General features: G+C 69.2%; 24 protein-coding genes. 16 read left to right on the top strand and 8 right to left on the bottom strand.

Annotated elements, in window-relative coordinates:
• From LGR69_RS01400 to LGR69_RS01350, 11 genes are all read left to right on the top strand, one after another.
• Positions 1–558 (top strand): hypothetical protein, encoded by a 558-nt coding sequence (locus tag LGR69_RS01400; RefSeq protein ID WP_007563933.1) that lies wholly within the window; start codon positions 1–3, stop codon positions 556–558.
• Positions 559–598: 40 nt separating this feature from the next.
• Positions 599–1,540, top strand: coding sequence for a cation diffusion facilitator family transporter (locus LGR69_RS01395; RefSeq protein WP_007563931.1), 942 nt, complete (start codon positions 599–601; stop codon positions 1,538–1,540).
• Between the two features lie 225 nt (positions 1,541–1,765).
• Positions 1,766–2,044, top strand: coding sequence for a hypothetical protein (locus LGR69_RS01390; RefSeq protein ID WP_007563929.1), 279 nt, complete (start codon positions 1,766–1,768; stop codon positions 2,042–2,044).
• A gap of 184 nt (positions 2,045–2,228) precedes the next feature.
• Positions 2,229–2,837: an MFS transporter gene (locus tag LGR69_RS01385; RefSeq protein WP_007563927.1), complete on the top strand. Its 609-nt coding sequence runs from the start codon at positions 2,229–2,231 to the stop codon at positions 2,835–2,837.
• A 131-nt stretch (positions 2,838–2,968) separates the two neighbouring features.
• Positions 2,969–3,406, top strand: coding sequence for an EamA family transporter (locus LGR69_RS01380; protein WP_007563925.1), 438 nt, complete (start codon positions 2,969–2,971; stop codon positions 3,404–3,406).
• Between the two features lie 67 nt (positions 3,407–3,473).
• On the top strand, positions 3,474–4,133 hold the full coding sequence (locus tag LGR69_RS01375; protein WP_007563923.1) for a response regulator transcription factor: 660 nt from the start codon (positions 3,474–3,476) through the stop codon (positions 4,131–4,133).
• Between the two features lie 71 nt (positions 4,134–4,204).
• Positions 4,205–5,425, top strand: coding sequence for a sensor histidine kinase (locus LGR69_RS01370; protein ID WP_230365209.1), 1,221 nt, complete (start codon positions 4,205–4,207; stop codon positions 5,423–5,425).
• 92 nt (positions 5,426–5,517) lie between these two features.
• Positions 5,518–6,294: a COG4705 family protein gene (locus tag LGR69_RS01365; RefSeq protein ID WP_007563919.1), complete on the top strand. Its 777-nt coding sequence runs from the start codon at positions 5,518–5,520 to the stop codon at positions 6,292–6,294.
• Between the two features lie 68 nt (positions 6,295–6,362).
• A complete protein-coding gene (locus LGR69_RS01360; protein WP_007563917.1) occupies positions 6,363–6,770 on the top strand; it encodes a hypothetical protein in 408 nt (135 codons plus the stop codon).
• Between the two features lie 29 nt (positions 6,771–6,799).
• The gene (locus LGR69_RS01355; RefSeq protein ID WP_007563915.1) at positions 6,800–7,639 is read left to right on the top strand and encodes a COG4705 family protein; all 840 of its coding nucleotides are present in this window, start codon (positions 6,800–6,802) and stop codon (positions 7,637–7,639) included.
• Positions 7,612–8,391 (top strand): COG4705 family protein, encoded by a 780-nt coding sequence (locus LGR69_RS01350; RefSeq protein WP_007563913.1) that lies wholly within the window; start codon positions 7,612–7,614, stop codon positions 8,389–8,391. Before LGR69_RS01355 ends, LGR69_RS01350 begins: the two co-directional genes overlap by 28 nt.
• Before the next feature lie 117 nt (positions 8,392–8,508).
• Here the strand turns inward: LGR69_RS01350 and LGR69_RS01345 are convergent, their stop codons facing one another.
• Positions 8,509–8,718: a hypothetical protein gene (locus LGR69_RS01345; protein WP_007563911.1), complete on the bottom strand. Its 210-nt coding sequence runs from the start codon at positions 8,716–8,718 to the stop codon at positions 8,509–8,511.
• Between the two features lie 63 nt (positions 8,719–8,781).
• Here LGR69_RS01345 and LGR69_RS01340 point away from each other — a divergent pair, with 63 nt between their 5' ends.
• Complete coding sequence (locus tag LGR69_RS01340) at positions 8,782–9,075, top strand: hypothetical protein (RefSeq protein WP_007563909.1); 294 nt, start codon at positions 8,782–8,784, stop codon at positions 9,073–9,075.
• Between the two features lie 490 nt (positions 9,076–9,565).
• On the opposite strand, the gene gyrB is transcribed toward LGR69_RS01340, so the two are convergent.
• The 5 genes from gyrB to LGR69_RS01315 all read right to left on the bottom strand — a co-directional run bounded on the left by gyrB (position 9,566) and on the right by LGR69_RS01315 (position 16,008).
• Positions 9,566–12,010 carry a DNA topoisomerase (ATP-hydrolyzing) subunit B gene (gene gyrB / locus LGR69_RS01335; RefSeq protein WP_007563907.1) on the bottom strand — a complete coding sequence of 815 codons (2,445 nt, stop codon included), beginning with the start codon at positions 12,008–12,010 and terminating at the stop codon, positions 9,566–9,568.
• Between the two features lie 179 nt (positions 12,011–12,189).
• Positions 12,190–13,152: an aldo/keto reductase gene (locus tag LGR69_RS01330; protein WP_230364968.1), complete on the bottom strand. Its 963-nt coding sequence runs from the start codon at positions 13,150–13,152 to the stop codon at positions 12,190–12,192.
• Positions 13,153–13,156: 4 nt separating this feature from the next.
• On the bottom strand, positions 13,157–13,801 hold the full coding sequence (locus tag LGR69_RS01325; protein ID WP_230364967.1) for an MBL fold metallo-hydrolase: 645 nt from the start codon (positions 13,799–13,801) through the stop codon (positions 13,157–13,159).
• An 87-nt stretch (positions 13,802–13,888) separates the two neighbouring features.
• The gene (locus LGR69_RS01320) at positions 13,889–14,278 is read right to left on the bottom strand and encodes a hypothetical protein (protein ID WP_230364966.1); all 390 of its coding nucleotides are present in this window, start codon (positions 14,276–14,278) and stop codon (positions 13,889–13,891) included.
• A 62-nt stretch (positions 14,279–14,340) separates the two neighbouring features.
• A complete protein-coding gene (locus LGR69_RS01315) occupies positions 14,341–16,008 on the bottom strand; it encodes an alpha-amylase family protein (RefSeq protein WP_230364965.1) in 1,668 nt (555 codons plus the stop codon).
• Between the two features lie 158 nt (positions 16,009–16,166).
• On the opposite strand from LGR69_RS01315, the gene LGR69_RS01310 reads away from it, so the two are divergent.
• Complete coding sequence (locus LGR69_RS01310) at positions 16,167–19,196, top strand: penicillin-binding protein 1A (RefSeq protein ID WP_230364964.1); 3,030 nt, start codon at positions 16,167–16,169, stop codon at positions 19,194–19,196.
• A gap of 26 nt (positions 19,197–19,222) precedes the next feature.
• Positions 19,223–20,269, top strand: a complete 1,047-nt coding sequence (locus tag LGR69_RS01305; RefSeq protein WP_091861596.1) for a hypothetical protein — start codon at positions 19,223–19,225, stop codon at positions 20,267–20,269.
• Between the two features lie 52 nt (positions 20,270–20,321).
• Here LGR69_RS01305 and LGR69_RS01300 read toward each other — a convergent pair whose 3' ends face one another.
• Positions 20,322–20,537, bottom strand: a complete 216-nt coding sequence (locus tag LGR69_RS01300) for a hypothetical protein (protein WP_007563892.1) — start codon at positions 20,535–20,537, stop codon at positions 20,322–20,324.
• A 269-nt stretch (positions 20,538–20,806) separates the two neighbouring features.
• Between LGR69_RS01300 and LGR69_RS01295 the strand changes: the two genes are divergently transcribed.
• The gene (locus LGR69_RS01295) at positions 20,807–21,055 is read left to right on the top strand and encodes a hypothetical protein (RefSeq protein WP_007563890.1); all 249 of its coding nucleotides are present in this window, start codon (positions 20,807–20,809) and stop codon (positions 21,053–21,055) included.
• Positions 21,056–21,378: 323 nt separating this feature from the next.
• Positions 21,379–22,029, top strand: coding sequence for a hypothetical protein (locus tag LGR69_RS01290; RefSeq protein ID WP_230364963.1), 651 nt, complete (start codon positions 21,379–21,381; stop codon positions 22,027–22,029).
• An 18-nt stretch (positions 22,030–22,047) separates the two neighbouring features.
• On the opposite strand, the gene LGR69_RS01285 is transcribed toward LGR69_RS01290, so the two are convergent.
• Positions 22,048–22,626: a polysaccharide biosynthesis/export family protein gene (locus LGR69_RS01285; RefSeq protein WP_230365208.1), complete on the bottom strand. Its 579-nt coding sequence runs from the start codon at positions 22,624–22,626 to the stop codon at positions 22,048–22,050.
• Positions 22,627–22,665: the final 39 nt, after the last annotated feature.

The raw sequence follows: 22,665 nt of genomic DNA, 5'->3' as shown, positions 1-22,665 counted from the left end.
ATGCGACGCGTCCCAACCTGGTTGGCGGCTCCTTTCGCCTTCCTCGCGCTGACGGGTGCGGCTCCGGGCGCGGACGGAGGCGTCGGCGAGGCTCCGTTCGGCCTCGCGTGGGGGCCCGTCGCCGACGTGCCGCGCCCGCTCAAGGCCGACCGCGAGGCCAACCTGACCGCGCTGTACTACCCGCGTGGCTGGCGGCCGGCCGTCGGGTCGGCAACGGCCGAGGTCGTGCTGGTGGTCTGCCGCGAGGAGGGTCTGCAGGAGGTCGTCTGGGTGGGGCTCCCCCTGGCGGGCGAGGAACTCGCGCGCGTGCGCCGCGCCATCCACGACGAAGGGGTGCGCCGCTACGGCGAGCCGACACCGGGGCCATCGGCCGATTCCGAGCTCTGGCCCGGCGGTCGGGCTCTCCTGGCCAGCCGCGAGGCTCCGGACGGGCGGCACGAGCTCGTCATGGCGGCGTTCGGTCCCGGCTACGCGGCCTGCTCGGCCGCCCACCTCGCCGCGACCGGACACCCCGCCGGCGCGCACGTGGCCGAGCTCATCGGCTCCTCCGGCCCCTGAGGCGGCCGGTCCGGGACGGCAACGAAAGACTGGGAGCGACATGGGACACGGACACGCGCACGGCGGCGGCCACGGGCATTCGCACGGCGGCGGCATACCCGCGGGCTCGGCGGCGGGCAGGAACAAGGGGCGCCTAGCCTGGGCGCTCGCCCTGACGCTGACCTACATGGCCGCGGAGGTCGTCGGCGGCCTGCTCACCGGCAGCCTCGCGCTGCTGGCCGATGCCGCCCACATGGTCACGGATGCCGGCGGCCTCGCGCTGTCGCTGCTCGCCATCCACTACGCGGCCAAGGCGCCGTCGCCGGGCAAGAGCTTCGGCTACATGCGCTTCGAGATCCTGGCGGCCCTCGCCAACGCCGTCGTGCTGCTCGGGGTGACGGCCTACATCCTGTACGAGGCCTACCGGCGCTTCTTCGAGCCGACCGAGATCCTCGGCTGGCCGATGATGCTGGTCGCGTTCGTCGGCCTCGGGGTGAACCTCGCCAGCATGAGGCTCCTCGCGGGCGGATCGTCGGAAAGCCTCAACGTCAAGGGCGCCTACTTCGAGGTCTTCTCCGACATGCTGGGTTCGGTCGGCGTCATCGCTGCGGCCCTCGTGGTGATGGCGACGGGCTGGCGATGGGTCGATCCGCTGGTCGGCGCCGGCATCGGCCTGTTCATCGTGCCGCGCACCTGGCGCCTGTTGAGCGAGGCGCTTCACATCCTGCTGGAGGGAACGCCTCTGGGTGTCGATCTTGCCGCGCTACGAACGGAGATCGAGGCGATGCCTGGCGTGCGGCGCGCCTACGACCTTCATGCCTGGACGCTGACCTCCGGCTTCGACGCGATGAGCGGCCACGTGGTCATGGACGACGTCGCCGCCGGACCCGACCTCATCCGCGCGGTCCGGCGTCTGGTGAAGGAGCGACACGGCATCGAGCACGTCACCGTCCAGGTCGAGGACGAGGCGCTTTCGGCCGAGGCCGCGCGCCTGCCCGTGTGACGGCGAGCATCCGGCATGAGTAAGAAATCGGCGCGGCTGCAGACCGAGTGGGCGCCAAATCCTCGGCGCAAGCGACGGGTCAGGCCATACGTCCGCAAAGCCGCGGATCGAATGATGATAGCGATCTGTATCGGATTGCCTCTGGCCGTATTGTTTCTCCAATACTTCAAGCACCTCAGGAAGTGATGCCTGAGTAATGATGCTTGACTATGCAAGGTGTTTTCAATGAATGATCTACAAACGCACCATTTTGCCGTGACGACAACGGCGATGCTTGCGGTTGTGAGAACATCGACCATCGCCATGATGACCCTTCTCATGCAAAAACTTTCAGCACCTGAACGGGAAGAGGTTTTCGCAGAGATCGCGGCGACAATCGGTGAGTTGCCCCCGGATTATTCCCAGGCAGGCCCCGTGGGGACCAAGTTCTACGAAGAGGTGGTGGCCGAGGCGCCGGCGCTCGCGAAGGCATTCGTCCAAGATTTGCGTAGATCTCTTGGTTGAAATCCGATGAGACCATTTATCAGTTATCGAGTGTTGGTGACGGAGAGCAGAGGTCCCGCGGACCTGACGCGCCTGTCGCCTTTTCTGTGCTCGGTGCCCGGCCCGTCACTGAGGCTTAGGCGTCTCCGTATCGAGTGCCAACTGGGCATGGCGGATCTTCCTGGCGACACCGCGCCTGCGCGGGTTGCTCGCCCTGAATTTCGCCGTCGCGGCGGCCGGCGCCATGGTCATCGTCAATACCGTGGTAATCGTCCAGGCCCTGCTCGGACGCCCCCAGCACGACGTCGCCCTTGCCCTTGGACCCTTCGGCGCGGGCTCGATGGCCGCCGCCCTGGTCCTACCGCGGGTCCTGGACCGCCTGTCCGACAGGGGTGTGATGCTGCCGTCCGCGGCCTTCCTCGGAGTCGTCCTCGTCGGGGTCGCTGCCCTGACCTGGTGCGGGGCCATCGGCTGGCCCGTACTGCTCGGGACCTGGCTCGTCCTTGGGATCGGCTACTCCGCCGCCCAGTTCGCGCTCTCGCACGCGTCGTGGCTCCTCACTTACCCGCTGGCGGGCTGCCTCGGCGCTGCCGTCGGGATGCCCGCGACCCTGGCGGCACTCGGCGCCCTGACCGTCGCGGGCGTCGCGGCGGCGGCCATGCTTTGGCCTGCATCCGACCCGGACGTCGTCGCACATGCCCACGCGGACCTCGACCCGTCCCACCCCCACGTGCGGGGGATCGGTCAGGGCCGGCACGAGCATGCTTTCGTCATCGACGACCTGCATCGGCAATGGCCGTCCAGGGCGAATTAGGAACCACACGGCGAGCGTTGGAACGGCGACGCTCAGGGGGGGGCGTCGGGTGCCGGACATCCCTCATCCGATGGTCTGTCGGGGGCCGTGAGGATTGCGTCGCGGCAGGTCCGCATCGAGGGGAACACGGCATGAGGACGTTGCTCGGATCCTGGCAGCTGTGGGCGCTGCTTTCTGCCGCCTTCGCGGCGTTGACCGCGATCTTCGCCAAGGTCGGCATCGAGAACGTCAATTCCGACTTCGCCACCTTCATCCGCACGGTCGTCATACTCTGCGCCCTCGGCGCCATCCTGGTCGGCACGGGCCAGTGGGTACCGGTCGGGTCGGTCTCGGCCAGGACCTACGTGTTCCTGGTGCTCTCGGGCCTCGCCACCGGCGGCTCATGGATCTGCTACTTCCGCGCCCTCAAGCTCGGCGAGGCCAGCCGCGTGGCCCCGGTCGACAAGCTCAGCGTCGTGCTGGTGGCCGTCTTCGGGGTCGTCTTCCTCGGCGAACGTCTATCTCCACCGAATTGGCTCGGCGTCGCCCTCATCGCCGCCGGGGCCGTGCTCGTCGCCTATCGAGGATGAAGCCGGCGGGAAGGGATGCGTCGCGGCGCAGTCCAGGGCGAGGGCTCGAAACCGGACGGACCGACCGATGCGCGTGCTGTTGATCGAGGACGACCGGATGATCGGCGAAGGGCTGTCGAACGGCCTCTCGGCCGAGGGCTATTCCGTCGATTGGGTCCGCGACGGCGGCGAGGCCGAGACGGCCCTGCTCAACGGCAGCCACGCGCTCGCGCTGCTCGACCTCGGCCTGCCGGGCGGGGACGGACTTCGGGTGCTTCGATCCGCCCGGGCGGCCGGGATCGACACGTCGGTGCTCATCATCACGGCGCGGGACGGCCTCGAAAGCCGCGTCGCAGGCCTCGACCTCGGGGCGGACGATTACCTGGTCAAGCCGTTCGAGATGCGCGAGCTGCTCGCCAGGATGCGGGCCATCCTGCGCCGTCGGGCCGGGCGGGCGAGCGCGCGGCTCGTGGCCGCCGAGACCGAACTCGACACGGAAAGCCACGTCCTGTCCCACGCCGGGACCGTCGCGGTCCTGTCGGCGCGCGAATACGCCCTCATGCACGCCCTGATGGAGCGACCGGGGCGCATCCTCTCTCGTGCGCAGATCGAGGAACGCATCTACGGGTGGGGCGAGGAGGTCGAGAGCAACGCGGTGGACGCCCTGATCCTCACGGTCCGTCGAAAGGTCGGCAAGGGCGTGATCCTGAATGTCCGCGGCGCGGGCTGGATGGTACCCAAGCCATGAGGGCCGCCTCCCTGCGCCGCACGACGCTCGTCTGGATGACCGCCCTGCTCGCCGGAATCGGCTTGGCCGCGATGGTCGCGGCCTATGCCCTCGCGCGGATCGAGGCGGCCGATTTCCTCGACGGGCAGTTGCGGCAAGTCGCCCTCAACGCCGGTCCCGGGCTAACGGACGCGGACGCGCCGCCCGCCGCCGACCAGGACCCGGAGGACCAACTCGCCGTCACCATCTGGAAGGACGGGCAGGTCCTGCGCGACGACCGCGGCGTCGACGTCCGCCACCCCGGCCGCACGGGATATGCGAACGTCGTCATGGGCGGCGAGCTCTGGCGCACATACACGACCGCCAACGGCACAACGACGGTCCGGGTCGCCCAGCGCGACGTCGTGAGGGCGGAGTTCGCACGCAATGCGGCGCTCGGTGCCGTGGCCCCCCTGCTGCTCCTCGTCCCGCTGTCGTGGATCGTCGTCGGCTGGGCGATGAACCGGGCGCTCGGGCGGCTCGACGGCTTGGTGCATGACCTCGCCGGGCGCGGCGCCGCCGCCCAAGGCCCCTTGCCGACGCGCGGCGTGCCGACGGAGGTGGCGCCCCTCGTCGAGGCCATGAACGGGCTCATCCTTCGCCTGCAGGCCGCTCTGGCCGCCCAGAAGCGGTTCGTCGCCGACGCGGCGCACGAACTGCGTACGCCGCTCGCCGCGATGCAGATCCAACTCGACTCCCTCGGCGGGCCTGCCGGTGGCGGGAGCGACGCGCGGCGTACGGCGCTGGCGGACGGCCTCCGGAGGGCGAACCGGCTGGTGGATCAACTGCTCCGTCTCGCCCGGCTCGACGACGGTGCCGAGGCGCGTCCTGCATCCGTCGACCTCGGCCAGCTCCTGCTCGACTGCGTCGCCGACCACGTCGTGCTCGCCGAGCGCAAGGACATCGACCTGGGCGTGCATATCGAGACACCCGCGACGCTTCACGCGTCGGAGGACGAGGTCCGCGTCCTGTTCGCCAACCTCGTCGACAACGCCCTGCGCTACACGCCGTCCGGAGGCCAGGTCGACGTCCGTCTGCTGAACCGGGACGGTGCGTGCGTCGTCACGGTTCGGGACACCGGCTGCGGGCTGCCGCCGGGAAGCGAGGGCCGCCTGTTCGACCGCTTCTTCCGGGCCGCGCCACCGGAAGTCGAAGGCACAGGGCTCGGGCTCGCCATCGCCCGCCGCATCGCGGAGCGCAACGACCTCGGCCTGACGGTCGAAAACCGACGTGACGGGCAGGGGACCCTCGCAACCGTCAGACTGCCGGCCTGAGGCCGAGCCTGCGGCTCCTTTGGACGAAGCTCATTCTGCCCTCATTCTGGCTCGCTATCACCGTGCCCGACCATGACGGACGGGAGACGGGGATGAGCGAGATCCAGCGCCAGGTCTTGAACAAGGTACCGGAGGTCTCCGCGGCCTTCTGGGTCATCAAGATCCTGTCCACGACCGTCGGCGAGACCGGCGCGGACTACCTCGCGGTGAACGTCGGCCTGGGTGCCGCCGTCACCGCCACCGTCACGGCCGGCCTCCTCGCGGCCGTCCTCGCCCTGCAGGTGCGCGAGCGGCGCTACGTGCCCTGGACCTATTGGTCGACCGTCGTCCTCGTCAGCGTGGTCGGCACGCAGGTCACCGACATCCTGACCGACAAGCTCGGCGTGAGCCTCTTCGTCAGCACCGGCGTGTTCGCGACCGCCCTCGCCGCCGTGTTCGCCCTCTGGTACGCGACCGAGCGGACGCTCTCGATCCACGCCATCGTGACCCGACGCCGCGAGGCGTTCTACTGGCTCGCCATCCTCCTGACCTTCGCGCTCGGCACGGCCGCGGGCGACCTGGCCACGGAGGCGCTGGGGCTCGGCTTCAATCTCGGCGTCGTCATCTTCGGCACGATCCTGGCCGCCCTCGCCCTCGCCTGGCGCCTCGGCGCGAACCCGGTGACGACCTTCTGGCTCGCCTACATCGTCACGCGCCCCCTCGGCGCATCGCTGGGCGATCTGCTGTCGCAGGCACGGGAATACGGCGGCCTCGGCTTCGGCACGGCCTCCACCAGCCTCGCCTTCTTCGCCGTCATCGTCGCCCTGGTGACGTCCCTGAGCCTCGTCTCCGGACGCCCTGGCGAGCCGGCCGGACAGCGGCGGGCCTGACCGTCCGCCGCCTCCCGCATCCCCATCCTCCAGTCCTTCCAACGCCGCACGACACGGAGCGAACGACCATGCGAAACATCCTCCTCGCCGCCATCGCCGCGACGGTCATCGGTGCCACGGCCGCCCCCCTGGGCCTGCTGGCGATGCAGGACGCCGCTGTCGGAGCGACGCCCAAGGCGATGGCGGCCTCGAAGCTTGGCGACCTCTCCAAGTTCCGGTCCATCGTCGTCGACGTGAAGGCGATGACCGACCGGGGCGACCTCGCCGCCGCCAAGACGCACATTAAGGACCTGGAATTGTCCTGGGACGCGTCCGAGGCCGGCCTGAAGCCGCGAGCCGCCGCCGACTGGCACGTCGTGGACAAGGCCATCGACCGCGCCCTCGACGCGCTGCGGGCGTCGAACCCCGATCCGGCCGCCTGCCGTCGCGCGGTCGACGACCTGCTCGCCATCATCGACCAGACCCACACCGCCTGAGCCGGCACTCGCTTTCCCACGGCAGCCCGATGCAACCGACCGAGCGACCCGGACACGTCGAACCCGCCAAGGTGCCTGAAGCCACCGCCGGGTTCTGGGCCATCAAGATCGTGGCCACGACCCTGGGCGAGGTCGGCGGCAACGCCGTCACGTTGACGCTCGGCCTCGGCTATCTCGCCGGCACGGCGATCTTCGGGGCCGCCCTGGCGGTGCTGCTCGCCGCACAGGTCCGGGCGGACCGCTTCCAGCCGCTCCTGTACTGGGCCGTGGTCACCGCGACGACGCTCGCAGGCACGACCCTCGCCGACTTCTGCGACCGGTCCCTCGGCATCGGCTACGCGGGCGGGTCCCTGGTGCTGCTCGGATCGGTCGTCGCGACCCTGATCCTGTGGAAGCGCACGCTCGGCACGGTCGCCGTGGAGACGGTGCGGTCCCCGCGGGCCGAAGGTTTCTATTGGGCCACGGTCATGTTCTCCCAGACGCTCGGCACCGCGTTGGGCGACTGGATGGCCGACAGCAGCGGGCTCGGGTACAACGGGAGCGCGCTCCTCATCCTCGTCGCGCTGGCCGTGGTCACGGCCCTCCATCTGCGTACGCGCGTTTCCAGGCCGATGCTGTTCTGGACGGCGTTCGTCCTGACGCGGCCGCTCGGCGCCACCCTCGCCAACTCGCTCGACAAGCCGGTCGCTTCCGGCGGCCTGGGCATCGACGACATCACGATCTCCGGCGTCCTCGCGATCGTCATGGTCGGGCTCGTCCTCCTCATCCCGCAGCGTGCCGGTCGCCGGGCGGCCTGCGCCGACGCGCCGTCAGGTTTCCCCTCGAAGAAGGAGCAGGTCCGATGGACGACCGTTACGAACGCGCCCTGAGCAAGGTACCCGAGGTCACGCTGGGCTTCTGGATCGTCAAGATCCTGGCCACCACGCTCGGGGAGACCGGCGGCGACACCGTCACCATGACCCTCGATTGGGGCTATCTCGCCGGCACCGCCCTGTTCGCCGTGCTGCTGGTCGGGCTCGTGGTCGCCCAGATCATGTCGAAGCGGTTCCACCCGGTCCTGTACTGGTCCACGATCGTCGCCTCGACCACCTTCGGTACGACGATGGCGGACTTCGCCGACCGCTCGCTCGGCATCGGATACACCGGCGGATCGACCCTGCTCCTCGCCTGCCTCGCGGCCGTGCTCGGGCTCTGGTATGCGACCGAGGGCACCGTGTCGGTGGACACGGTTTCGACCCCGCGGGTCGAGGCGTTCTATTGGGGGGCGATCACCTTCTCGCAGACGTTGGGCACCGCGCTCGGCGACTGGCTCGCGGACACCGGCGGCCTCGGCTACGAGGGTGGCGCCCTCGTCTTCGCGGCGGCGCTCGCGGTCGTCATCGCCCTGTACTACCGGACCTCCGTTTCACGGGTCACGCTCTTCTGGGCGGCGTTCATCCTGACCCGCCCGCTCGGGGCCACGGTGGGCGATTTCCTCGACAAGCCGGTCGCCGACGGCGGGCTGAACCTGAGCCGGCCGCTCGCCTCCGCCGTGATCGGGGCCTTCATCGTCGCGCTCATCGTCCTCCTCCCGCAAAGGGCCGGTCGGCATCCGACAGAGGGAGCGCAGGCGTCGCGGTGACCCGGACGTTCCCGTGCGAGCGCCGAACGGCCACCGTGCCTTGCCCGCAGCTTCCGGATCGCCACGTCCAAGCGTATGAGGAGGGGGAACCTCTAGGGCCATAGCATGCCCGCTGCGTTACGCGACGACTTCATCGGGCTGGATGAGTACGAACGCCTTTGCGAAGCGGCGGAGGAAGGGGAGCGGCTGGAGTACATCGACGGGCAGGTAATCCGCATGCTGGTCGGCGGCTCCATCGCCCACGATGCCTTGACCCGGCCCCTCGATGACCTGACGGTACGACCGCGGCGGGAAATGGCTCGAATACCAGACGCTGCCGGACCTCATGCATTTCGTCCTTGTCGCGCAGGACCAGCGCCGGGTTGATTTCTTTCACCGTCAGGGAGACGGATGGCACTACGAAGTCCAACAAGGACCAACGCCGTCCTCCGGCTAGCGGCCATCGGGGTCGAGTTGAGGCTCGACGATCTCTACTCGTCCATCCCGATGCTCGCCCTGGAGGACGGCGACCTTGCTACCCAAGCCACGTTCGCCCCCGCTCAGGTATCGGGCATCGCGGGGATGAAGGGTCTTCCACGCTCGCCGGACATCTACGCCAAGGTTACGGAGATGGACGCCGGCGAGTGTGAGGCGGCCGTAGCTGCCATCGTCGGCTTGGTCGGTACGCCCGCGATGGTGGACTGAGAGTCCGTACTGCCGGAGCGGTTGCAGGACCGGCTGGATGCTGTTCTGAGCGCCAGCACTTACAATGAGGCAGTCCTTTCAGGAGCCGGGCGGCTTAATCATAACCGAAGGGGGGCGGCCCCATGAGGGCTTGGGCCTCCTCCGACGCCCGGTCGACGTTGCGAGGGTGTTTGCCCGCTCTGGCACCCGCCGCGACGACCAACGCCGGATGGAACCCCGTCTTCCTTACCCACTCCGAACCTAAGCGGTCCGTACCCCGACGGCTTCGGCGGCCATGGCGCTCAGCAGGTAACCATCCCCGAAGCGTTGGATCTCGGTCACCAAAGGGCACTGACGAAAGCTCGATGTTGACAGCGGAGAGCATCTCTGAATCAATGCTCTACCGGCCTGAAAACCGGCCGATATGCCGGCGAGGTCAGGCTTCTCAGTAAATCGGTCCACATAACTCGCTTCCCGGGATATGTTTTACTGAGAAATTACATAGCGGGCGCTACACGTCCAGGTTGGCGACGCTCAGCGCGTTGTCCTGGATGAACTCGCGCCGCGGCTCGACCACGTCGCCCATCAGCTTGACGAACAGGTCGTCGGCGTCGGTCGTGTCCTTGACCTTCACCTGCAGAAGCGAGCGCACCTCGCGGTCCAGCGTCGTCTCCCAGAGCTGCTGGGCGGTCATCTCGCCCAGGCCCTTGTAGCGTTGGAGCTGAAGCCCCTTGCGGCCGAAAGCCATCACCGCCTCGAACAGGGCGACGGGCCCGTGCAGCACGGTCTCGTCGGTCTTGCGCATCAGCGTAGCGGGCTCGCCGTAGATCTCGCGGAACGCGTCGGCGCGCTCGGACAGGCGCCGGGCCTCCTGGGACGAGATCAGGCTGGCATCCAGCGTGGCGACCTGCTTCACGCCGCGGAGCGTCCGGGTGAGGCGATAGCCGCCCTCGTGGGATTCGCCCTGCCAGCCCTGCTCGATCTCGTCGGCGATCAGGTCGAGGCGGCGCGCGGTCATGTCGGCCAGCACCTCGGCCTCGCCGGGCCGCGTGGCCGCCTCGGCGTCGAATGCACCGGCCAGCACCGCCTGCTCGACCACCGACCGGTCGTAGCGGGTGTGCAGGCCCTGGAGCACGTTGCGGAAGCCGCGCGCCTCCTCGACCAGGCTCTTGAGCTGCGGGCCGGTGAACTCGGCGCCGGTCGACAGCCGCAGGATCGCCCCGTCGGTGCCCTGGTCGATCAGGTAATCCTCGAGGGCGCGTTCGTCCTTGAGGTAGATCGCCTTGCGCCCGCGCTCGGCTTTGTAGAGCGGCGGCTGGGCGATGTAGAGGTGGCCGCGGTCGATCAGCTCCGGCATCTGGCGGAAGAAGAACGTCAGCAGCAGGGTGCGGATGTGCGAGCCGTCCACGTCGGCATCGGTCATGATGATGATGCGGTGGTAGCGCAGCTTCTCCGGGTTGAATCCCTCGCGGTCCGTGGACGAGCGGCCGATCCCGGCGCCGAGCGCCGTGATCAGCGTGCCGATCTCCACCGAGGACAGCATCCGGTCGGCGCGCACGCGCTCGACGTTGAGGATCTTGCCGCGCAGCGGCAGCACCGCCTGGAACGCCCGGTCGCGGCCCTGCTTGGCCGAGCCGCCGGCCGAGTCGCCCTCGACCAGCAGGATCTCGCATTTCGACGGGTCGCGCTCCTGGCAATCGGCGAGCTTGCCGGGCAGCGAGGCTATGTCCAGCGCCCCCTTGCGGGTCACGGTCTCGCGGGCCTTGCGGGCGGCCTCGCGGGCGGAGGCCGCCAGCACGACCTTGCCCATCACCGAGCGGGCCTGCTGCGGATTCTCCTCGAGCCAGGTGGACAGGCCCTCGTTGAGCACGTTCTCCACCGCTGGGCGGACCTCGGACGAGACCAGCTTGTCCTTGGTCTGCGACGAGAATTTCGGATCCGGCACCTGCACCGAGATGACCGCGGTCAGGCCCTCGCGGCAATCCTCGCCGGTGAGCGAGACCTTCTCGCGCTTCGAGACGCCTGACGAATCGGCGTAGCCGGTGATCTGCCGCGTCAGCGCCGCCCGGAAGCCAGCCATATGCGTGCCGCCGTCGCGCTGCGGGATGTTGTTGGTGAACGGCAGGACCGTCTCGTTGAACGAGTCGTTCCACCAGAACGCGACCTCGACCCGGATGCCCTCACGCTCGGCGCGGACCACCACGGGGCTGGACATGCCCTCGATCGGCTTGCGCGAACGGTCGAGGTAGCGGACGAACGCCTCGATGCCGCCCTCGTAGTACAGCTCCTCGCGCTTGTGCTCGGCATGGCGCGCGTCGGTCAGCACGATGCGCACGCCGGAATTGAGGAAGGCGAGCTCGCGCAGCCGCTTCTCCAGCGTGCCGTAATCGAACTCGATCATCGTGAAGGTGTCGGTGGAGGGCAGGAAGGTCACTTCCGTGCCGCGGCGTCCGTTGCCGGGGCCCACAACCTTGAGCGGCGACACGGCATCGCCGTGGCGAAACTCCATGGCGTGCTCCATCTCGTTGCGCCAGATCCGGAGCTTCAGCCAGGACGACAGCGCATTGACCACGGAGACGCCGACGCCGTGCAGGCCGCCGGAGACCTTGTAGGAATTCTGGTCGAACTTACCGCCCGCGTGCAGCTGGGTCATGATGACCTCGGCCGCCGAGACGCCCTCTTCCTTGTGGATGTCGGTGGGGATGCCGCGGCCGTTATCGGACACGGTGACCGAGCCGTCGGCGTTGAGCTGGACGGTGACGAGATCGGCATGGCCGGCCAGGGCCTCGTCGATGGCGTTGTCCACCACCTCGTAGACCATGTGGTGGAGGCCCGAGCCGTCGTCGGTGTCGCCGATATACATGCCGGGGCGCTTGCGGACGGCGTCGAGGCCCTTCAGCACGCGGATCGATTCCGCGCCGTACTCGGCGGGCTCGTTCGGGGGGATGTCGGCCATGAAATTCCTCGGGCAGGCGGACCAGTTCGCGACGGAGGGACTCGCGCCGTCGGGCGCCCACGCCTGCGCTCTCGCTTGGTCCGCCTGATATAGGGGTTCCGCGTTGAGATTGCACGATTTTACGGGCTCGCGCCGGACCCGTGCACCCGCTTTTCTGAGGCCCGGCGCTTAACGCCGCGTTAGCCCTGGATTCCGCCCGCGCTGGCCGCGTCCAAACGGGCGATCGCGTCCGCCGACAGGGTCAGCGCGGCGGCCCCGAGCAGGTCGTCGAGCTGCGCCACCGAGGTCGCGCTGGCGATCGGCGCGGTGATGCCCGGCCGGGCGATGATCCAGGCGAGCGCCACCTGGGCCTGGGTGGCGCCGTGGTCCCGGGCGACCGAATCGAGGACGTCGAGGAGCGCCAGGCCGCGCAGGGTGAGGTACTTCGCGACCCGGTTTTCCCGGGCCCGTCCGGCCGCATCCTGGGCAGAGCGGTACTTGCCGGTGAGGAAGCCCGCGGCGAGGGAGAAATAGCCGATCACGCCGATCTCTTCCGCCCGGCACAGGGGGGCGAGCTCGGCCTCGAAGCCGCGCTCGGCGAGGCTGTAATCCGGCTGGAGGCATTCGTAGCGGGGCAAGCCGGAGGCGGCCGAGATCTTTAGCGCTTCGGCGAGCCGCGTGGCGCCGTAATTCGAGGCGCCGATCGCCCGGACCTTGCCGGCGGCGATCAGGCGCTCATAGGCCCGCAGCGTCTCCTCCAGCGGCACCTCCGCATCGTCGACATGCGACTGGTAGAGGTCGATCCGGTCGGTCTGGAGCCGCCGCAGGGAGGCCTCGCAGGCCGCCTCGATATGCCGGGCCGAGAGCCCCTTGCCGGCCTCGCCCATATCCATGCCGACCTTGGTGGCCAGCACGATCCTGTCCCGCGCGCCCGGTCGCGCCGCGAACCACTTTCCGATCACCGCCTCGGATTCGCCGCCCTGATGGCCGGGCGCCCAGCGCGAATAGACGTCGGCGGTGTCGACGAAGTCGAAGCCGCGCTCCACGAACCGGTCGAGGATCGCGAAGGAGGTCGCCTCGTCCGCGGTCCAGCCGAAGACGTTGCCGCCGAGGCAGAAGGGCGCGACCCGGAGGTCGGAGCGGCCGATGCGGCGCTTGTCCATGCTGTCAGCCCTGAAGGAATGGGTTGGAGACGCGCTCTTCGCCGAGCGTCCCGGTCGGCCCGTGGCCGGGGATGAAGGCGATGTCGTCGCCGAGCGGCAGGACCTTCTCCTTGATCGCCCGGATCAACTGCTCGTGGTTGCCGCCCGGCAGGTCGGTGCGGCCGACCGAGCCCTTGAACACGACGTCGCCGACCAGGGCGAAGCGCGCGTCCCGGCTCACGAACACGACGCTGCCGGGCGAGTGGCCCGGGCAGTGGAGGATGTCGAAGCCGAGTTCGCCCACCGTCACGGCGTCGCCGTCGTCGAGCCAGCGATCGGGGGTCAAGGCCCTGCCCTCGCCGATCCCGTAATTGGCCGCCGTCTCCGGCAGGGAATCGAGCAGGAACTTGTCGGCGAGGTGCGGCCCCTCGATCGGCACGCCGAGGCGCTCGCGCAGCTCGTCGGCGCCGGCGGCGTGGTCGACATGGCCGTGGGTCAGCAGGATCTTCTCCACCCGCACGCCCTGCTCCCGGATGGCGGCCTCGATCCGGTCGAGGTCGCCCCCGGGATCGACGACCGCGCCGACCTTGGTGGCGTCGTCCCAGATCAGCGTGCAGTTCTGCTGGAAGGGCGTGACCGGGATGATCCCGGCGCGGGGCGTTCCTGGCATGGGGTTCCGCGAGTTGGCTGCGCCGCCGCCGGCGCTCTCGGTCCGGTTCTAGCGCAGAAGCGTCCGGGCGGCACCATCGCGGCGCGGTCAGGCCGATCCATCTTTCGGGCGGCGCAGGCTGTCGTGGAGCGCCAGCATCTCGGCCATGCCGAGAGATCGGCTGCTCCAGCGGGTCTCGGCGGTGTTCACTTTGGTGAACCGGTCGTGGGACCGCCCGCCATAGGCGCCGAAGATCGCGACACCGGCCTCGGTCGCGCCGTCCTCCGCGGGCGTCGCGGACGCGTCCGGCCGGTCGATCCGGTAGGAGGGCGCGGTCGCCTTGCCGGTGACGCCGATCCGCACCCAGGCATCGCCGTAATGCTTCTGGCACATCCGCATCGTCACCAGCACCTGCCGGAGATAGCCCTCGGCATCCTCGAGGCTGGGCAGGACGTCCGCGATCGTCGCGTCCGACGGGTAGTGCTTCGACCGAACCATGTGCAACCTCGCTTCGGGGCGAGCCTTACCGCGCCGGCCGGGCCAGGGCGAGGCGCCGCCCGTCAGCCCGGCGTCCGCCTCAGCAGGGCGTCGAGCCCGCCGACCCGGAACCAATGGTAGCCGTAGCCCTCGAGGAACAGGCAGTGCTTGCCGTCGGGGCCGACCTCGCTGCGCGACCCGGTCAGCACGTCGATCAGGATGTCGTGCTCCGGCTCGGCCGCGCCGGATTCGAGCGCGACCTCGACCGGTTCGGATGCGAGGTTGTGCACGCACAGGACGGCATTGCCGCGCCACGTGTAGCGCAGGGCCAGGACCGAGTTCAGGCCGGTCGGGACCGCGGTCACGTCGCCCCAGCCGATCTCCGGCGCCTCCTTGCGCTGGCGGATCAGGCTCTGCATCCAGTTGAGCAATGAGCCCGGGTCGTGGCGCTGGTCGGCGACGTTGACATGGGCGTAGCCGTAGGGGCCGTGATCGATCGGCGGCAGCACCGTGCGCTCCGCCTTGGTGAAGCCGCCCTGGTGCTCGGCGGTCCATTGCATCGGCGTGCGGGCGCAGTCGCGCTCCTTCAGGGCGAGGTCGTCGCCCATGCCGATCTCGTCGCCGTAGCGCAGCACCGGCGTCCCCGGCAGGGTGAACATCAGCGAGTAGGCGAGCCGGATCCGGCGCGGGTCGCCGGCCAGCATCGGGGCGAAGCGGCGGCGGATGCCCCGGTCGTAGAGCTGCATCCGCTTCTCGGGGCCGAACTCCGCGAACACCGCCTCGCGCTGCTTCTCGGTGAGCCGGCCGAGGTCCAGCTCGTCGTGGTTGCGCAGGAAGATGCCCCACTGGCACGAGAGCGGGCGCGGCTTGGTCCGCTCGATCGCTTTCACCAGCGGTCGCGCATCGTGCGCGGCCAGGGCGTAGAAGGTCGATTGGTTGACCTGGAAATTGAACATCATGTGCATGCGGTCGGCGTCGTCGCCGAAATAGTCGAGATCCTGCTTTGGCAGGATGTTGGCCTCGGCCAGGATGATCGCGTCGCCCTTGCGCCATTGCAGGAACTCGCGGAAGTCGCGCAGCATGTCGAATTGCTCGCGCGGCTTGCCGCCGACATCGGCGCCCTTCTCGGCGATGACGAAAGGCACCGCATCCATGCGGAAGCCCGAGACGCCGAGCTCGATCCAGAAGCCCATGATCTTCAGGATCTCGGCCAGCACCTCGGGATTGGCGGTGTTGAGATCGGGCTGGAAGTCGAAGAACCGGTGGAAGTACCAGGCGCCGGCCTTCTCGTCGTAGGTCCAGGTCGTCTCCTGCACGCCCGGGAAGACCATGCCCTCATCGGTGGTGGCCGGGCGCTCCTTCGACCAGACGTACCAGTCGCGGTAGGGCGAGTTCGGGTCCAAGCGGGCCGACTGGAACCAGCGGTGCTTGTCGGAGGTGTGGTTGACCACGAGGTCGATCAGCACCCGCAGGCCCCGCTGCTTGGCCGCGTGCGCGAAGGCGACGAAATCGCCGAGCGAGCCGTAATCGGGGTCGACCCCGTAATAGTCCGCAATGTCGTAGCCGCCGTCGCGCTTGGGCGAGGGCTGGAACGGCATCAGCCAGATCGCGGTGGCGCCCAATCCCTGGATGTAGTCGAGCCGCCGTTCCAGCCCGGCGAAGTCGCCGATGCCGTCGCCGTTGGCATCCATGAAGGTGCCGACCGACAGGCAGTAGATGACCGCATTCTTGTACCAGAGATCGGTGATCATGCCGGTCCTCGTCTTTGCCGCGCACGACGAACGTCAAGCCTCACGAAAGCGTTGCCGTGGGCTGTCTCAAATCAGCCGCGTTGTGGAGCGCCTATCCACCAGCCCCGGCGTAGCGCTATCCCGGCCGGGCCCTGACTCGCCCCTCGAATCCGGACCGCATGAACGCCATCCTGATCAAGCTGTTCGCGACGGCCCTGACGCTGAGCCAGGTCACCACGCGGCCGGACGCGGTGCGGACCCAGTTCGATCCGTTCACCGACCAGGCCGAGGTCGTGCGCCTGCTGCGCGACGGCTGCGCCCACATGCGCAAGGCGTTCGACATCGAGGACATCAATCTCGATGAATTGATCACCACCGCCATGGAGGATCCGTCGAGCGTGGCCGGGCCGGCCGCGCCGAAGATCCTGCACGGGCTGAACCTCGACGAGCTGAACACGAGCTACAAGCAGTTCTGCAAGGGCGAGAACCCGGCGATCTCGCCGTTCAACGCCCGAGAGGTCATCGAATTCTACGACAACGCCACCAAGGACCTGCCCACCGCCGAGGCGCTCCGGGACAAGGCCCTGCCGGGCATGACCCGGATCCTCGACGGCGCCGGCAAGCCCTTCGCCGAGACCTTCGAGCCGAACGGCCGACGCCTCGTCGTGCCGATCACCGCGGTGCCGAACCTGGTGCAGAAGGCGTTCATCGCGGCGGAAGACAAGCGCTTCGAGAGCCACCACGGCATCGACGAGCGCGGCGTGATCCGCGCGTTCATCGGCAACCTCGCCTCGCCCGGCCGCCCGGCCGGCGGCTCGACCATCACCCAGCAGGTGGTGAAGAACCTCTCGGTGGGCGACGACGTCACCTACGAGCGCAAGATCCGCGAGATGATCGTGGCGTCCCGCCTGGAGCGGATCCTGACGAAGCCGCAGATCCTCGGGCTCTACCTCAACGGCATCTATCTCGGTCGCGGCGCCTACGGCATCGAGATGGCGGCGCAGAGCTATTTCGGCAAATCGGTCGGGCAGCTGACCCTGCCGGAGGCGGCCCTGCTTGCCGGCATGCCCAAGGGGCCGAACTTCTACAGCCCGGACAAGTACCCGGAGCGGGCGCGCGAGCGGCGCGCCTACGTGCTCGCCCGCCTCAAGGAAGAGGGCACGATCACGGAAGCCGAGATGAACGCGGCGGTGAACGCCGATCTCGGGCTGAAGCCGGTCGACGCGACACGGCGGGATTCCGGATTCTACGTGGTCGATTACCTGAACCGCGAGGCGCGCACCTTCGCGGGGGTGGATTCGCTGACCGCCGGGTCGTTCACCGTGCGCTCGACCATCAATGCCGGGCTCCAACGCGCCGTCGAGTCGGCCTTGCAGGACGGGCTGGCCAATTATGAGCGGTCCACCGGACGGCAGAGCTATACCGGCCCCGAGCTCAACCTCGCCGACAGCATCCGCCGGATCCAGGCGGCGACGCCCGCCCCGGAAGGTGCGGTCCAGGCCGCCCCCGGGGTGACCGGCGCCCGGGTGGAGCCCGCCAAACCCGAGGTGAAGCCGGGCGCGAAGGCGACCCGGCCGAAGGTCGCGGCCGCTCCGCAGGCCAAGCCCGTCTGGCTGCGGGCCCTCGAGAGCTCCCGGCCGACCCTGTACGACGTGCACTGGCCGGTCGCGGTGGTGCTGGAGGCCGGCCGCGGGCCCGTGAAGGTCGGTCTCGCCGACGGCCGTACCGCCATCCTCGACCCGGGCATCGCCCGCAACCGTCTGCAGCTCTACGACGTGGTGCGGGTGAAGCTGACGGAGGGCCGCGGGGCGGCCCGGGCGCAGCTGCGGGTCCGACCCAACGTTCAGGGCGCGGCCCTCGTGCTGGAGAACCAGACCGGCCGCATCCTGGCGATGGCCGGCGGCTTCTCCTATCCGATGAGCCAGCTCAACCGGGTCACCCAGGCGGTGCGCCAGCCCGGCTCGACCCTGAAGCCGCTGACCTATCTCGCCGCGCTCAATGCCGGGCTCCAGCCCAACACCCTGGTCCTCGATTCCCCCGTCACGCTGCCGCCGATCGGCGGCGCCGGGGATTCCTGGTCGCCGAAGAATTACGAGGGCGGCGGCTCCGGCCCGACGACCCTGCGGCGTGGCCTGGAATTCTCGAAGAACCTCGTGACCGCCCGGCTGCTCCAGGGCGGCATCGCCCCGAAGGCGCCGGCCAGCCTGAAGCGCGTCTGCGACATCGCCCTCGAAGCGCAGATCTACGCCGAGTGCGAGCCCTATTACCCGTTCGTGCTCGGCGCCCAGCCGGTGCGGATGCTGGATCTCGCCGGCTTCTACGCGGCGGTGGCCAACGAGGGCGCCCGCCCGGCATCCTACGCCCTCGAATCGGTCGAGCGGGACGGCAAGGCGCTCTACACCCACGCCCCGCGCGAGCCGGTGCGGATCGGCTCGGCCGACCGGGTCGCGTTCTATCAGCTGAAGACCATGCTGCAGGGCGTGACCCAGCACGGCACCGCAGCGGCGCTCTCCAAGGTCTCGGCCTATGTCGCGGGCAAGACCGGCACCTCCGAGAACGAGAACGACGCCTGGTTCGCGGGCTTCACCAACGAGATCACCGTCGTGGTCTGGGTCGGCTACGACAACGCCGACGGCAGCCGCAAGACGCTGGGCCGCGGCCAGACCGGCGGCCATGTCTCCGTGCCGATCGCGTCGAACATCCTCCAGGCAGCCTGGGCGAACGGCGTCCCGAAGACGCCGCTGCGGGGCCCCTCCTCCGAGGCCCGTCCGTTCATCGCCGACCTGCCGATCGATCCCCATAGCGGCCAGCGGGTCGCGGGCGGCGGTTTCCTCGAGCATTTCCGCACGAGCGGCGACGGCAAGATGGCCGACACCCAGTTCCGCCTGGTGCCGCGCGAGACCCTCTACGCCATGCGGCCCGATGCGGAGGACGGTGACCTCAACGGCGCCGAGGACGGGGCCAGCGTCGCCGGCGATTACTACGGCACCATGACCGGCGAGCGCCCGGCGCCTGATCCCCTCGACCCGTTCGGCGAGCGCCAGCCGCCGCGCAGCCGCCGTGCGCAGGGCGATCTGGATTCCTACGGCCAGGACGCCTACAGGCCCTGGCCCGGCCAGACCGCCCGCTCGCCCTTCGGGGACGAGGAGGTGCGCCGGCCGCGCCGCCGCGACCCGGATTACCTGTTCGGCGAAGACCCGGGCTACTGACCGCCCCTCGATCGATGAGATACCCGTTGCGCAAGCCGTTCCCTGCCGCCCTCGCCCTCGCCCTGACGGCCGCCCACCCGGTCTGCGCGCAGACGCCCGCCGCCAGCCCGGCGCCGGGTTCGGAGCGGATCAAGGAGGTGCCCTCGGTCACCGCCCTCGATCCGGCGACGCTCAAGCCGGGGCAGATCCTGTTCACGGATCACCGCGACAACCCCACGGCGCCCGAGAACGGGCTGATCCCGTATCTCGACTGGCTGAAGGCCCGCCCGGCCGAGGCCGCGGTGCTGGCGCCTTTCCCCGGCTACAAGGAGCCGGACTACACGGTGACGGTGAACGGCGTGACCAAGCCGCGGCACGAGACCCTGAAGGTCTACGTGGCCGAGGGGCGGTTCGTGGTTGCGCGGCCGGCCGAGGCGATCGACCTCCAGGCTTTCGCCAATCTCGGCTTCGTCCAGAAGATGGACCCGGCGATCAAGCACAAGGCGATCACGGCCGGCGAGGTGACGCCGAACAAGGACCCGGCCGCCGCCTTCGCCAAGCGCCCGGACCGGCCCTGGTGCGAGGGCGCCGGCGCCTGCATCGAATCGCGCTACGATCTCGAAGGCAAGCTGCCGCTCGGCGTGAAGCTCGCAAACAAGCTCGAGGAAGGCTCGGCCAAGAAGATCGCCGAGTATGTCTCGTTCCAGAGCGAGCTGCGGGTGCTCGGCCCCGACCAGGGCGCGCCGCTGAAGGCCCTGACCAAGATCGACACGCCGGTGACCGGCGGGCTGGAGCAGACGATCTTCTGGGTCAACCAGATCCTGCGCTTCGGCAAGTTCCTGGCCGTGTTCCAGCCGATGCCGAACGATCCGACCAAGACGGTGGTGACCACCTACATGGCGCTGGCGATCAAGGCGGATGTCCTGGACCGCAAGGCCGAATATGCCCGGGTGCCGGTGCTGAAGAACCTGCTCCCCGCCCAGGTGCTGATGGGCAATTCGAGCTTCAACACCGGCAACTCGATCAGCGCCGGCCTGCCGGTCTACGCCCGCAACCGGATCACCACCTTCGCCGACGCGATGGCGAAGCGCTGATCGTCGCGAGCGCCGCGTCCCGGATCCCGGACGCGGCTTTCCGGGCCGGGGATCAGAACCCGCGATTGCCGATCGAAGGCAGGGTCGGCTGCGTGTAGGCCCGGTTCACGTCGCGCCGGGTCTGGGTGCCGTTCGTGTCGTTCGAGGCCCGGTAATTGTCGAGCCGGAAGCTCTCGGCGAGGCCGCTGCGCCCGTCTGGGCTGTCGGTGTTGCAGGCGCAGAGCCCGCCCACCGCCAGGAACGAGACCGCGAGAAGGGTAAAGCGCATGATTGATCCTGGGCGATCCCGAGCCGGGCGAGGGATTACTATCCGCCGCCGAATCGCAGTTTGAAAGGCCGGTGAGGGCATGGTCAGGGCGGCGACAAGTCCGTCAAGACCGGCGGCGAGGCGTAAACCGATTCTGCCGCCTCCGATGCGCGGCGGCCACGGAAAATCTACCTTTCCACGCGTTAGCGGCGGATAGGGCCCGCCAATTGGCGGAAGTGCGGCCCCTCCCCCTGGCGAATCCGGGTCCTTTCGGGCCAGAACCGTCGGCGATGAGCAACGTCCTGCCCTTCCGGCCGCGCCCGACCGTCACCCGCCTCGCCCGCTGCGAGGTGGTGACCGTGGCCGGCGACCTCCTCGCCCTGCTCGAGCAGCTCGAGGATGTGAGTGCCCGCGCCGCGGCGATGGGCCGTCCCACGCTCGAGGTGGAGCGCACGGTTCAGCACCTCCTCGACGCGGTCAGCGCCGTGGAGCGCGCCCTCGACTGCATCGGCGAGGGCGAGCAGATGGCGCCGGCCTGAGCGGCACCATCGTGCCGTAGCGCTGCCCAGGCCTTCGGTGCGGCGGCAGCTTGGCGACGCGCGGCATCGGGCGTGGTCCCGACCGGTCCGTGTGTTCCGGACAGTGTGGAATCTCCCTGCGGACCGGTTGTGGTCGTCGGACGACGGGCGAGCCGGCCGAACCGGTTTTGCACAATAGATCCGGTGGTGATTCGGTCTTAAATGACACGCACAGCGTGGTTCTTCGAACTACGCTTACAAACCTCCAATATTCCGGAACCCTCTCGCGCAGCTTGCGGTTGAAGGTCCGGCGGTCGAGATCGGCGCCGGTGCCGGAGGATGTTATGAGGTTTCGTACGGGCAGCACGTTGGCCGTCATCGCCGCCGCCGGGCTTCTCGCCGGAACCGTGATCCAGGCCCAGGCGGCCGAGGTCGGGTTTCTCGAGATGCTGTTCGGAGCCCGGCCGGCGCCCGCGCCCCAGCAGGCGCCGCAAGCGCAAGCGCCCCAGCCGGCGCAGGACCGCGCCGTGTACCGGCGCGCGACGCCCCGCCTCGGCAGCGCCCGCCACCGTCTGCAGACGCGCTACGCGGCGCTCCCGGTCCGGATCCGCGTCAAGGAGATTAAGGAGCTGGAGGTCAGCCCCCGTCAGACCGCGATCGACATGAAGGGTGGCGCGGCTGCGGCGCTGCTGAAGGACGAGACCCTGCTGCCCGGCGACATCGTCGTGCTCAACACCGGCGCCAAGGTCTTCACCGGCAATCCGGACAAGCGCCACGCCCTGCGGGATTTCGAGTCCGTGCAGACGTCGCGCTTCGTCAGCAAGGGCACACGCAAGCAGCTCGCCGGCCTGTTCACGCCCGTCGGCGCGACGCCCGCGAGCGAGGCACGCCGGGTCGTAGCGCGCGGACCGCAATCGACGCCGCCGATCGCCACCCCGATCCCGCCGCAGCAGACCGCCATGCGGGTGATCAACGTCTGGAAGACCGCGCAGTAATCGGTTGCGGCCTTCGGCTCAGAAGAAGCGCTCCTTGACCACGATCGTGTCGCCCGGCCGGACCGAATAGGTCATCGGCACGATGCCCGACACGAGCCCGCTGCCGGTATCGCGGGTGAGCACGGCGTAGTCCCGGGCCGCCCGCGGCCCGAACCCGGCGGCGATCGCCACCGCCGTCTCCACGGTCATGCCGTTGACGAACGGGTACTGTCCCGAGGTCGTGACCTCGCCGAGGATATAGAACGGCCGATAGGTATCCACCTCGACGGTCACGTGCGGCTCGCGCACGAAGCCGGCGGCGAGCTTCACCTCGATCGCCCGGGCCGCCTGACCGGTGGTCTGGCCGCCGACCTGGACGGTGCCGATCAGCGGCATCGCGATCTTGCCGGCGCCATCGACCGCGTAAATGTTCGACAGGTTGTCCTGCCCGAACACGATCACCCGCAGCTTGTCGCCCGCCGAGAGCGGATAGCGCGCGCCGATCGATCCGGTGCCGGTGGCATCGAGCTGGTCGGTGCGGAAGCTCGGACGCAGGCAGCCGCCGAGCGTCAGAGTCGAGCCAAGAGCGAGGAGCAGAGCGCGCCGGTTCATCACCATCGCCGTCATGGGTGCCAAGTCGGCGTGGTGTAGGCTGTT

It is taken from the genome of Methylobacterium brachiatum, from assembly GCF_020523825.1.
Taxonomy (GTDB): Bacteria; Pseudomonadota; Alphaproteobacteria; order Rhizobiales; family Beijerinckiaceae; genus Methylobacterium; species Methylobacterium brachiatum.
Note: the sequence above shows the minus strand (reverse complement) of the source record. Positions and strands in the feature narration are given on the sequence as shown.